Below are 11,863 nucleotides of genomic sequence, written 5' to 3' on the forward strand. Positions count from 1 at the left end.
CCTGGAAAATCCTGGTCAAGCTGCGCTGCTGCCCACGCCGAGCGACCGCGATCGTGCAGGCCATCCTCGTCCTGCACCGCGTCGAAGCCGACCGCCACGCAGGATGAAAATGGCTCATTATGGTGAGGTAGGCAGGAGGCTCGCTGACACCAGGCGCAGGTGCGGTACGCGGAGGCACAGTCCTGGCTGTTGGCGGATCTTGAACAGGCTGAGCAGGAGCTGAAGCGCGGTGACGGGGTCAGTGCCAGCCTCCTGCCGAGCGGACGGGCTCCTCATCCGCCAGACCTGCGGCTGGGGACAGCTCCGCTTCGAAGGCGTCCGGCTCCTGGCTCAGCTACGGCGCCATGGCCTCTTCCTCGCCCTCGGGCACGGCTAGCATGCGCTCCGGCCAAGGCGGCTTGGGCTCACCAGCACCTATCGCTTGTTCCTCAGCCACAAGCGGATGTGGCTCGCCGGAAAGTGAAGACAGCGCCCGTGCCACATCATAAATGTCTGCCTTGACGTAGGTGCTTGTCACACCGGCGTCCGACCTGCCACTGTGCCCGGCATATGCTCTTGCGATGGCGTATCCGAAATTCCGTTCAACCCAGGTCAACGTGGTATGCCGTAGCCAATGTGTCGATACCTGCTGGGCTTGGACCCAAGGCAGGCGACGCCCCAGTCGCTGCCAGAGATGATCGTACCGACGGCTCGTCAATGGAGCGCCTGACCGATATCTGAGTAGTTGCGTACCGCCACCGATCTTCCCACGCTCTTCGTAGTGCCGGACAAGCATACGCAGCATAGAAGGGGAGACGGGCTGCCAGCGAACCGTCCCGCCCTTCTCGCTGAGCCGAATGCAGCAATTATCGAGGTCCAAGTCCGCTCGGTCCAGACCCAGTGCTCCACCCCGCCGGCAGGCTGTTTCGATGTGAAGTCGCAGGATGAGGGAGTCCAGGTGCGGATCATTTCCCGTACGCCCTGCGAGTTCCACTATCCGCGCAAGCTGACGCTCCGCTAGAGCGTGTCGATTGCTCGGCAGCCTTCGGGGCTTTGCCACCCGCCGAGCTGGATCTTCCGCCTCGGCAATCAGTCCGTCGGCAACCGCGAATGCGTAGAGGCAGCGAAGGGCAGAGACCGTGTGCTCAGCCGCTGAGCGACCGCCGCGTGAGTTGCTACGGACGACTGCACTCGCACGAATCTGCTCTACAAGCGCCGAGATTTCGGATGGTGTTGGGTCGTTCAGTTTGCGCTCGCCCCAGCACTGCTCGATTCGCTTCCAGTAGCTTTCGTAAAGTCGGCGGGAGCCTGGAGCAACGGCCACCGACACGCGCTGGATGTAGTCACGAAAGGTTGGGATTCCCGGCGGCTCGCCGATTGCCGACGGTCCACGCAACCCTTCATCAGGAATCCGCGCAAGAATCGACCGCAGGGCGGCTACCTCTTGGTTGGTTAATCCATTCGGCAACGGCCCGGTCATGTAACACCACCTGAGCCACTGTCAATGAAAGCCGCGAGCGCAGATTCCACAAGATCCATGGTGCAAAGGATAACCACTCCTTCTTTCCTCCGCGCCACCGCTAAGAGTCGTACGCCTGTGGACAGTTCAGCCGATAGCCTGATAGGAGAGAGTACGCGGAGGCGCCCTTGTGCTGTAACAAGACATGTCCGGTCCTCGCCGCGCTGGATTATGATGAAGCCCTCCCCCACTTTGCCGTTCAGCGAGTCGTCCGGGCTCCACCCCATTGCGCGGACGGGGGCTCGATCGGCAAGCCGCCCTCGCGCGTCCATGACAGTGAGGCAGTATTGCCAATGGCAAGCTTTCGGGGACCTACATCTCTGAGGGGCCGGGAGACCGATAGCTGCCAGCAATGATGTTGGCGCCTTGGCCGGTCGCCTCGCGCCCTCGCCACCTCCGGATGCCGCATTCGCAAACGCCATCGCCCCGACTCCCCGCACATCTAGTTCACAGGATCTGGTTCTCGGCGACCGCGGCCGCCAAACTGCCGATTCCGAAAAGATCACATCCGCTGGGCATCCTAGGATGTAGGTGACGTGCTCGGGAGCCGAGCTCTCAGGTCTCATCGCACTCTCTTTGAGCGACTACTGGGGGTACGGAAGCTTGGGGCCCGCGCAACCGCGGGCCCCAAGCTCGATCACCAGTCGCCGACGGCCCTGAATCCGTAATACTTGCCCATGTCGATGCGGACCCAGATGTAGAACTTGGTGCCGTCCTTGACGTTGGTGGCGAGGTTGCGCCACTGGCCGACGGGCACGTACGTCCAGTAGTTGCAGCCGGAGCGCCCGTAGAAGTTGACGCAGGCGTAGAAGGGGCCGAAGTCGACGCCGTCGCCGGTGTTGCGGACCTGGATGTCGCGGCACTGGCTGGTGGTGCGGTAGTAGCTGGGGTACTTGGGGTAGCTGATGACTTCGACGCCGTCGTACTGCATGAAGTAGTCGGCGGCGCCGAACTTCGCGCTGTACGGTGCTGCGCGGCAGCCTGCCGCCTGGGCGGGCCCACCGGAGACGCCGACGAGACCGGCGGTGACGGCTGCCAGGGTGACAGCTGCCGCGGCCAGGCGGGTCAGTCGCCGGTGATGCCTTGGCGGGTGTGCGTGTGGACACGTGTCCTCCCTTGCGTGGTTGGGTGTGGCGGCAGCGGCCGGGGGGACGTCGGCGCGCTGACGCGGTGAGGGTTCGTGGCCGGGCCTGGGGTGGCCGGCGGTGAGGGCGAGGCAGTACGGGTCCGGAAGAAGGGCCGGGGTGGGTTGGCCGGTGTTGTAGTAGCGGCTCCAGGAGGGGTCCTGGGGTGTCATCGGGTAGGAGTTGAGCCAGCTCCAGTCACCGACCACGACGCGGCCGGCTGCTTGCTCGTGCTGCACGAAGCGGGCGAAGGCCCGGCTTTCGCGGTGGTGGTCGGTGATGGACACGCCGGCGGCTTCGAAGCTGTACAGCACGGCTTCGTGCAGGGTGAGCAGGGCTTTGTCTGCGCGCAGCCGGTCGCGGTCGTCGAGGCCCAGGCCGGCGATGATGGCGGGGAGTTGGTGGTAGCGATGTTCGTCGGCGAGGTTGCGTGTGGCGATCTCGGAGGCCATGAAGGTGCCGCTAAACGGGGCGGGGAACCGCAGGCCGCCGAAGGTGAGCGTCATGTTGCTGATGACGGGTACCGCTGGCCAACGCAGTTCGAGATCAGCGATCCACGGGTAGTCGGGGTGGTGGATCGGCACCTCGAGGATGTGCGCTAGGTCGGCCGCCAGCACGTGCAGTCCCCCGTCGGCGGTGGCGGCGATCCAGGGCAGGAGGTCGAACGGGCCGCGCCGAGTGGGGCCTGACCAGCCAAGGTCGGTGGCCAGGCGGGTCAAGGCCAGATTGGCGGGGTCACCGAGGACGCCATCTCTGCTCTGCCAGGCCGCGTAGCGGGCCAACTGCGGGCTGATGATGCGCACCGGCGGCGGGCCGGTGTGTGCGGCGGGTGCGAGGACGGTGATGACGGAGCGGATCCGTCCGCCGTTGGTGGCCTCGTCGAGGTGAGCGGCCAGTTCTCGGCCCACATCCTGCAGCGTGGTGATGTGGCGGCGGTCGCGAACGACGAGGCTGGGCCAGCGCAGCCGGCCGATGCAGCGGCCGGAGTTGCGCCAGGCCACCCGCGCCCCGTAGGCCAGCTCGTCGTAGGTCGGCCGCCACGTCTCGCTCGCGCGGATCTCCGCGCGCACCTCTCGCCAGCGGCGCGCGAGGCCGGGCATCCCTAACTCGTTGTGCCGTTGGCGGAGGAAGGCCTGGGCTTGGGCTGGCAGCTGATCGTGGGGCACGTCCGCCCGGCGGCGCACGGTCGATGGCGCAGTCATCGGTCACCGCTCCTCAGAATCGTGGGCGTCGCGGTTGCGAAAGACCTGTTGGTCGCGGCCGTTGAGGAGGTAAGGCGTTCCGGGCGTGGCGCCGGTGCCTGGTCGTTCGGTGCCGAGCATTCGTACGGCGAGGCGGTAGTGGGTGCGCCGCCATTGGTGCACGGCGGCGGCGAACTGCCGCATGCCGTCGGCCAGAATGGGCGTTGCCGCGAGGGCCCGGTGGTCGGCGCGGATGGCGTCCAGGGCTTCGTCGAGACTGCGCTGTCCGTTGCTGACGCGGGCGTACACGTCGGGCACGGACAGGTACGCCGCCGAGTGCAGACGCTGCGGGTCGGGTGTGCGGCACAGTGATTCGACCAGCTTGTAGGCGCGGGACTGGATGGCGCTTGCCCCGTCGGTGTAGACGCGGAAGGCGTGGAACGCCTCCGGTTGCATGGTGGCCAGTAGCGACCACAGCGGTGCGGTCTCGCGCAGGAGCGAGGCCGCGAAGGACAGGCGCGTGCCGGCCGCGGGCAGCCGTTCTTCGTCCACGGCGGTGATGGCTGCGGTGAGGTCCACGGCGAGCAGGGCGAGGGTGGACTCAAAGGCTTGCAGGACCCGGATGAACAGGTACTCGTCGTGGACGCGCTCGACCGGCAGCATCGTGGTCCGCAGCATCAGCCGGTCAGCTGCGGTGCGGTCGATGGAGGTCAAGGCGATCAGGCGGCGGGCTAGTGCAGCCGGATCGTCGACGGCAGGCAGTGCGAAGCTGAGTCGGCGCAGTGCGGGAGCAGCGGCGCGCACGGCGTGTCGCACCCGTTTCCTCACCACCACCGCGTCGGGACGCATCTGGGGCAGCGGCGCCCCGGTGCTGTCGAGGGCGCGCAGCTCGAAGGAGATGAGGTCGGTCAGGAGCAAGGTGTGGAGGTGGTCGCGGCGGGCCACCAGATGGTCTGCCGGTTCGGCATTGCTCTCTGAGTCGGGTATGGGTAGGAGGGGCAGGGCGAGGTAGGTGCGGTAGTCGTACCTGCCGTCGACCTTGTCGAGGGCGACGGCCAGGAAGTCAGTCAGGTATGCGCGCGGTCCGGACACCTCGGGCAGGCGCTCACGGGCGGAGCGCAGCGGCGTGGTCCATGCCTCGGGGATGAAGTGCTTGCCGTAGTAGAGGTAGGCGTCGACGACACTGTCGTAGGGGAAGCGGTGTGTGGTGGGCCGGCGGTGGGCCAGCCAGCGGTGCAGCGGCTCGGGATTCATCGGGCCGCTCCAGGGCGGGTACGGCTGCGGCACCGGTACGCGGCGATCGCCTCGCATACGGCGTCGATGTCCTCGTTCGTGGTGTAGGCGTGCATGGCCAGGCGCAGGACACCGCTACGGGGTGCGGCGATGACGCCGCGGTGTCCGAGCCAGGCGGCCATCGCCTCCGCGTGTGGCTCGATGAGCGCCAGGTGGGCGCCTTGCGCGTCGACGTTGGTGGCCAGGCGCACGAGTTCGCCCTGGGCGGCCAGCCGCTGTGCGGTCATGGCGATGAGCCGCTGGGTGTGGTGGCGTACCTGCCGCAGGTCGAGGTCACCGATCAGGGACAGGCCGGCGACGGCGGCGTAGACGGCGGCTGCGGCGGGGGTGCCGGTCTCGTAGCGCCGGGCGTGCGGTGGCGAGTCCAGGACGGTGGTGCGGAAGGCGTGGGGGTCGGTGCGGCCGAGCCAGCCGGTGAGCGCCGGCGGCCGACCGCCCGGATGCCGGACGTAGAGGAACGCCAGGCCGGGCAGTCCGAGCAGATATTTGCCGGTGCCGGTGACGAGGTAGTCGCAGCGCAGGGTGTTGACGTCGAGGGGGATGACGCCGGCGGCCTGGTAGGCGTCGACGAATACGGCCGCGCCGGCGTCGTGCGCGGCATCGGCGACGCGTTCCACGTCGAGGCGGATGGCGTCGCGGTAGGTGACGGCGGGCACCGACACCAGCGCGGTACGGGCCGTGATCGCCGACAGGTAGTCGCCGGTGTGCACCGTCCCGTCGGGAGTGCCACACCAGCGCACCCCCCCTCCGGGTTGGGCCATCCAGGTATGTGCGATCCCCGGGAACTCGGCGGGGGTGGTGAGGATTTCCCGGCGTCGTCGCCACCGGCGGCCGGCCGCTGCCTGGTGCGCGGCGATGCTGGCGTTGGGCAGGATCGCGACCTGGTCGGCGTCGGCGCAGATGAGTCGTGCGAACAGCTGGCGGGCCTGGGCGACCTGCTCTTCGCATGCTTGCCAGAAGCCGGGCCGAGAGAGGTCGTTGAGCATCCGGGCGACGGCCTGTTCCAGGTCGAGGGTGCGGGGGGCGATGCTGCAGGCCGCCAGGTGGGCGCTGCCGGATGGCGTGGCCAACCGCTGCCGGAGCCGCGCGGGTCGGGCCAGTGCCGCGGCGGTCACGGCTGTACCTGCCGGGGACAGGCCACGCGCGAGAACGCTTCGGTGAGTTCGCTGCGGGCTTCCCACAGCGTCGGGAACCGGCGGTGGGCGATGAGCTTGGCGAGGCTGTCGACCGGGGTGCGGCGCGTGCCGAGCACGCCCTGACCGATGACGCGGGTGGCGACGCTGTAGTGCTCGGTGCGCCACAGCGCGATCCGTTCGTCCAGCTCCACCAGCGCCTCGGCGAGCCGGTACAGCGGGTCCGACGGCTGTCCCCGATACAGGTCGACGGGGGTGAGGCGCAGGGAGGAGAGCAGCCGGGCGAACGCGATGTCCAGCTCCGTGGTCGCCTCGCGGAGAAGTCGCCACCCGGGGCTTTCGAACCCTGACCCGTTGCCGAGGGCGGTCCGGATCATGGCGAACTGCGCCGGTGGCAGTGACCGCAGGATGCGCAGGTGCTCGGTGATCAGCCGCAAGGCCTCCGCGGCCCGCCGGAGGATGAGTTCCGCCGCGGACGGTTGATCTGCGATCAGGTGCGCGAGGGCCCTGGCGAGATGTGAGCGGGTGAGCTTGAGCCACAGTTCGCTGCTCTGGTGCACGACTTGGAACAGCAGTTCGTCAGGGTGTACCCACTCCCCCGGCCCCTTCTGCAGGGACAGCAGGTCGTCGATGCGCATGTAGCGGGCGTAGTCGGTGTCGCCCGCTCCCGGTAAAACAGCGGATAGAGGTGTCGTGGGCACAGGAAGTCTCCAAGGACGGTCGGACCGATGCGCAGGCGAGGCGTTGTCGGGATCGGTGTTCCGGTGGATCACGTCGCGGCGGCCTGGTCAGGTGCGCAGGGCGGCCAGGGTTGAGGTCGCTACGGCCGTCAGCCGGGCGGGCAGGTCGCCGGGCAGCGCAGCCCCGAGGCGCAGCGGTGCGGCCGCGATCGTCAGGTACAGGTTCGCGTCGTAGGTGACCACATTGAAGCCGGTCGACTCTTCCGTGTAGGTGTAGGCGGCGGCGCCGACGCCGGGCAGATCGGTGACCGGTCCGGCGTCCTGCTGCGCCTGCCGCATGCCCTCATACATCAGGCGGGCCGAGTCGGGTTCCACGATGTCGACGTGCACCGTCATCACGACACCGTTGGGTAGGCGCCCCACCGTGGCGGTGCACGTCAGGTTGGCGGTGCTGCCGCTCGTGCGGGAGGTGTCCTGGCGGCTCCCTACCGGCCCGATGATGTCGGCGACGGCGCGGAGGTCCAGCTTGGGGCATAGCGCGTCAATCGGGCGATAGAGGGTCGCGGTCGAGGGTGGCACGGCTGACATCGCCGACGGGCTCACCATGGCGGTGGAGGTTGCGCCGGAAGCAGGCGAAGACTCAGCGGCGCCGGTACAGCCGGACACCGCCAGCGCCAGTGCGGCGAGGCCCCACGTTGCGGCCGCAGCGCGAAGCGTCAAGCCATAGGGAATCGACCGCCGGCGACTACGCGACTGACAGCCGAAGGGAAATGACGACGAAGTCATTTAGCGCACCTATCCGGGGTGCGAGCTAACAGCCCGCACGGATGATGTCGCGGGCTCCCGGCGCAGACCCGCTCCCCGTTGTGAGGTCTGCGCCAACAACGCGATCAATTCAGCACACGCCCAACCGGAGTGTCTACGTTTCCGGCCACCACTAGTCGCTTTCACCAGTCCACTCACTGCACCATCTAGGCACAGCTGAACTGGGAGTATGTCCAACTGAATGCAATCCTCCAGCGCGCTTCACGCTGGTAGCGGACACAGCAAGAAGCTACGGTTCCTCTCGCACGGCACGGCGGAGCGTCGCGCCTTCCGTCAAGGCCGAGTTCAACACTTCGAACGGGGAGGAAATCACTCGTGCATTTTGGATCGATTAGAACGTGGAACGCGCTGGCAATATCGGCGGCCAGCGCAGCTGTCGGCCTGATGGTCGCAGCCTCACCCGCACTCGCCGATGCCACTCCCACTCCGGACGCGGTTGCGACGAAGGCCGCGACCGCGGAGGCGACCAGCGCCGACGCGAACCCGCCCGTGCCGGATCCCACCGCGACGCCGGAGCCCGATCCCACCGGCCCGGGGCCGGATCCAGAACCCACCACACCTCCCGGCCCTAAGCCCCCCACGCCACCGATCCCTGAACCGAGCAAACCGCCGACGGGCCCGCCCCCGCTCAAGCCCTCGCGGCCGTCCAGCAGCGTCTCGAACACGTCCACCCCGACGTCCGACGCCGCCGTTGCCACTGGCAGTGCCGATCAAGAACCAGGGCTGCCCGTGACCGGGGCGCGCGTCGCAACCATCACGGCGGTCGGATCCGGGGCAGTCCTCATCGGCGTCGGTCTGGTCGTTGCTGGCCGTCGACGCAAGATCGGCTGACGCTTACGACACAGGCAGGGAGGGGGTAACTGTGACGAGGCAGCGCCCCGACCAGGCGATCTGGCCCATCGGCCACGGCGACGTGCCGGCGAGGGCGCCTGGCCGGGCACCTGCCGTCACTCCCGTACACCCTGCAGGCGGCGTCTCCACTCCAGCCCACGCCGCCATCCCGCACAGTGATCGACCAAGGACCAGCCGCGCCCGGCTTGTGGCCATGATCCTCGCGGTGCTCCTTGCCGGTGCCGGGCTCGGCACCGGTTTCGCGAGCTGGTTTGCACCCACATCCTCGGAGAGCCCAAGGGACCGCTCCACAAAGGATGCCGAAGGTCCGTTCGCCGAGCGTCAGGCCAGCGTCAATCGCAGCCACATCCCGACCAAGCAGCTGGCCGAGTTCGCCGCGCCGTGGCTCGACCGCATGGGCGACTGCACCGGCGACACCCAAAGCGGAGGGCCCGAGCGCGGCGACGGCGAGCAGAGGCGTACCCGGTGCACCGCCGGGATCGCCACCGTTTACTGGATCTCATATCGCAGCATTGCCGATCGGGATGCCGCCCAGGCTCGATACGCAGACCAGGCGGCGCAGTCACAACATCTGGCTCCCGGCATGCTGCAACCCAGCCCAGCGGCCGCCGACCACGCCCCGCAGCTTCACGTCGAGTACGCCTACCAAGTGCCCGCCGGACGGCACGCCGGACAGACGGTGGCGGCGCTGTGGTGGAGCGACCCCGCGCAGCCTGTCGCCGGTGTCCTGACCGCGTACTGGGAAGAGGGCCTCGGTTCCTCCTGGGCGCCCCTGCGCGACCTGTGGCGCAACACTTCCTGAACCTCTCGATGACCGCGAGGTCCCTCGGGTGGCTATGGCGGACGAGATGGGCTCCACCGGGACGGCCATATCAGGCCCCGGCACAGGCCGGCCTCGCCGAGAGTCAAGTAACGGTGCGTGAGGGCCAAGGCTGCTGGTGCTGTGCGCGGATCTGTCGATGAGCGGATGTCTGATCATGCTGAGCCAGGTTCGGGCCTGCGGCTTCTGCGCGAGGATGTGGTCCGTGACGAGCGTGGGGCATCGGCAACGCCTGGACGGCCGCCTGCTGGCCTCTCGGGGTCGGCCGGGTCGGGGCTGGCCCGCCGCAGGGGCGCCTCGTAGGAGATGAACTCGAGCAGGCTTCCATCAGGATCGCGAAAGTAGACGCTCGTCCCTGTCCCGCCGGCACCGAATCGCGGAACAGGTCCTGTTTCCACCTCGACATTGTGTTGTCGCAGGTGTGCCACCGCCTCCTCGATCGGCCCCTCCCAGACGAAGCAGATGTCACTGTTCCCCGGGCGAACGGGGAGACGGGCAACGTTGTCCGCAAGGTCGACACCCGGCCCATGAACTTTCAACTGGTTGGGACCGACCCGGAACGCAACGCGGTCGCCGCCAACGCTGATCACCTCAGCACCGACGACATCACGATAGAATTCGGTGGAGACCCGCCAATCCGAGACAGCAATGACGGCGTGGTCCAGCCGAGTCACGGGCACCATTTCACGACCTTACTTCGCGAGCTCGCGCCCACGGTCGGCCGGATCTGCCGCGAGCCGCGCGTGACTCGACGCCGTTGGGTCGCCGCTCGGTCTTGCTGATGAGCGGGAACTGGCGGGGACGACCTGGGGTGAGCGAGTGCTCACAGATGACGGCCGAGAGTCGCGATGATCGCCGCCGACTCGTGCTGGGTGTATCTGCGGTGGCATCCTCAACTGATAGGCGGAGCCGACAGCCCGCAGCCAGGCTCCGGAGTCTCTCGCTGGTCATGTTCGAACTCGTACGCGCATTCACCGCACGTGCCGTCGACGTCGTTGCCGAAGCCGTGCTCCATCCACGGGTGGCCGCATGCAAGACAATCACCCAGGGCACGGATTTTCCGAGCTCTCTCGGCCCGTTGGCGCCAACGCTGCAGTGGATTGGCCACGCCTCGATGATGCCGGACGAACCGCCGGGCAGATCGCCCGTGGCATGTGCAATGATCTGCCGTAGACGCGCGGGTCGGCACCAACTGCCGCTTGGTAAGCACCAACGCCGACTACGTTCGGTAACGGGAGTAGCGACAGCCAGCCGGTGGCGGGGCCAGTTATGGCCGTCCCGGTGGAGCCCATCTCGTCCGTCATAAGAGGCCACGCAAATAGGTCAGTGGGCGCGGGGCGGATACGAGTCGGGCACAGGCATCCGTGATCATGAAGGTTCCTACACCCAGTGACCATCGGAACGCCTGTGCCCGCTGTCCCATCATGGCTGAGCGATCCCCTGTGGGACCAGTTCGCCGCGCTGTTACCTGCCCGACCCGCCGTCGATCCGACCCATCCGCTGGGCTGCCACCGGCCACGCGTCGCTGACCGGATCGTGTTCGACAAGCTCCTTCAAGTCCTGTGGTTCGGCTGCTCTTACGAAGGCATCGCCGACACCACCTGCTCGGCCACCACGATCCGCAACCGCCGCGACGAGTGGATCCACCTCGGCGTGTTCGCCCAGCTCAAGAAGATCGTCCTGGACGCCTACGACCGCATCGTCGGGCTGCTGCTCGACGACCTCGCCGTTGACGGTTGCATCACCAAAGCACCCGGCGGTGGCGACGTCGCCGGACGCTCCCCAGTCGACCGCGGCAAACAGGGCATGAAACGCTCCCTGCTGGTCGAAGCCCGCGGCATCCCCCTCGGACGCGTCCTGGCCGGCGCCAACCGCCACGACTCCCCACTGCTGGAACCCACCCTCGACCGACTCGACGACCTCGGCCCGTTGCCCGACGACATCACCGTGCACCTGGACGCCGGCTACGACTCAGCCGCCACCCGCACCCTCCTGCACACCCGCGAACTGACCGGCGACATCGCCCGCAAAGGCGTCAAAGCCCCCGTGCAAGCCACCCAGCGCTGGCACATCGAGCGCACCAACGCCTGGCACAACGCCTTCAACCGGCTCCAACGCTGCTACGAACGCAAGAAGGACGTGATCAACGCCTTCTTCGACCTCGCCGACGCGATCATCACCGTCCGTAGCCTCATCCGGCAAGCCTGGATCCTCTACCGATGGAAGACCCGACCTACCCGCCGACCGTGAAACCCCACCTATCTGCGCGACCTCTAAGCCAGTCGGGATCTCCACTGGCACCAGGGCCCCCAACCTACGGCCTGGAGCCCCGGTCCTCGCAGCGTCCCTCATGATCAGGGAATAGTACTCCAGCCGCACTTGGCTGAGTCGTTGTCTTCGCTGGTAGTGGCTTGTTTTGGCTCTGAACTGGTGGCGGCGTCGCCACCATGACCATCG

At 67.7% G+C, this 11,863-nt stretch carries 9 protein-coding genes and 1 pseudogene; 3 read left to right on the forward strand and 7 right to left on the reverse strand.

Features of this window, described 5'->3' with window-relative positions; translation table 11 throughout:
- Positions 1-107, forward strand: a pseudogene (locus FB454_RS34350) (IS5/IS1182 family transposase); the annotation flags it as partial.
- Between the two features lie 227 nt (positions 108-334).
- On the opposite strand, the gene FB454_RS34355 reads toward FB454_RS34350, so the two are convergent.
- From FB454_RS34355 to FB454_RS35705, 6 genes are all read right to left on the reverse strand, one after another.
- On the reverse strand, positions 335-1,459 hold the full coding sequence (locus tag FB454_RS34355) for a tyrosine-type recombinase/integrase (protein WP_145824246.1): 1,125 nt from the start codon (positions 1,457-1,459) through the stop codon (positions 335-337).
- Positions 1,460-2,135: 676 nt separating this feature from the next.
- Positions 2,136-3,824, reverse strand: a complete 1,689-nt coding sequence (locus tag FB454_RS34360; RefSeq protein ID WP_145824247.1) for a nitric oxide synthase oxygenase — start codon at positions 3,822-3,824, stop codon at positions 2,136-2,138.
- Between the two features lie 3 nt (positions 3,825-3,827).
- The gene (locus tag FB454_RS34365; RefSeq protein WP_486485503.1) at positions 3,828-5,090 is read right to left on the reverse strand and encodes a tryptophan 2,3-dioxygenase family protein; all 1,263 of its coding nucleotides are present in this window, start codon (positions 5,088-5,090) and stop codon (positions 3,828-3,830) included.
- Complete coding sequence (locus FB454_RS34370) at positions 5,054-6,082, reverse strand: aminotransferase class V-fold PLP-dependent enzyme (protein WP_145824251.1); 1,029 nt, start codon at positions 6,080-6,082, stop codon at positions 5,054-5,056. The genes FB454_RS34365 and FB454_RS34370 overlap by 37 nt, the downstream gene beginning before the upstream one ends.
- A gap of 125 nt (positions 6,083-6,207) precedes the next feature.
- The gene (locus FB454_RS34375) at positions 6,208-6,930 is read right to left on the reverse strand and encodes a tryptophan 2,3-dioxygenase family protein (RefSeq protein WP_145824252.1); all 723 of its coding nucleotides are present in this window, start codon (positions 6,928-6,930) and stop codon (positions 6,208-6,210) included.
- A gap of 87 nt (positions 6,931-7,017) precedes the next feature.
- Complete coding sequence (locus FB454_RS35705; protein WP_357155517.1) at positions 7,018-7,695, reverse strand: hypothetical protein; 678 nt, start codon at positions 7,693-7,695, stop codon at positions 7,018-7,020.
- 1,084 nt (positions 7,696-8,779) lie between these two features.
- Here FB454_RS35705 and FB454_RS34385 point away from each other — a divergent pair.
- Positions 8,780-9,388: a hypothetical protein gene (locus FB454_RS34385; protein ID WP_145824249.1), complete on the forward strand. Its 609-nt coding sequence runs from the start codon at positions 8,780-8,782 to the stop codon at positions 9,386-9,388.
- Between the two features lie 173 nt (positions 9,389-9,561).
- Here FB454_RS34385 and FB454_RS34390 read toward each other — a convergent pair whose 3' ends face one another.
- Positions 9,562-10,089: a VOC family protein gene (locus tag FB454_RS34390; RefSeq protein ID WP_145824250.1), complete on the reverse strand. Its 528-nt coding sequence runs from the start codon at positions 10,087-10,089 to the stop codon at positions 9,562-9,564.
- 724 nt (positions 10,090-10,813) lie between these two features.
- On the opposite strand from FB454_RS34390, the gene FB454_RS34395 reads away from it, so the two are divergent.
- The gene (locus tag FB454_RS34395; protein WP_145824254.1) at positions 10,814-11,656 is read left to right on the forward strand and encodes an IS5 family transposase; all 843 of its coding nucleotides are present in this window, start codon (positions 10,814-10,816) and stop codon (positions 11,654-11,656) included.
- Positions 11,657-11,863: the final 207 nt, after the last annotated feature.

The organism is Micromonospora sp. CNZ297 (genome assembly GCF_007827625.1).

Coding starts and splice junctions, on each gene's coding strand:
- FB454_RS34385 (WP_145824249.1), top strand. CDS start 8,780: ATGATCCTCGCGGTGCTCCTTGCCGGTGCCGGGCTCGGCACCGGTTTC.
- FB454_RS34360 (WP_145824247.1), bottom strand. CDS start 3,824: ATGACTGCGCCATCGACCGTGCGCCGCCGGGCGGACGTGCCCCACGAT.
- FB454_RS34355 (WP_145824246.1), bottom strand. CDS start 1,459: ATGACCGGGCCGTTGCCGAATGGATTAACCAACCAAGAGGTAGCCGCC.
- FB454_RS34390 (WP_145824250.1), bottom strand. CDS start 10,089: ATGGTGCCCGTGACTCGGCTGGACCACGCCGTCATTGCTGTCTCGGAT.
- FB454_RS35705 (WP_357155517.1), bottom strand. CDS start 7,695: ATGACTTCGTCGTCATTTCCCTTCGGCTGTCAGTCGCGTAGTCGCCGG.
- FB454_RS34370 (WP_145824251.1), bottom strand. CDS start 6,082: ATGCTCAACGACCTCTCTCGGCCCGGCTTCTGGCAAGCATGCGAAGAG.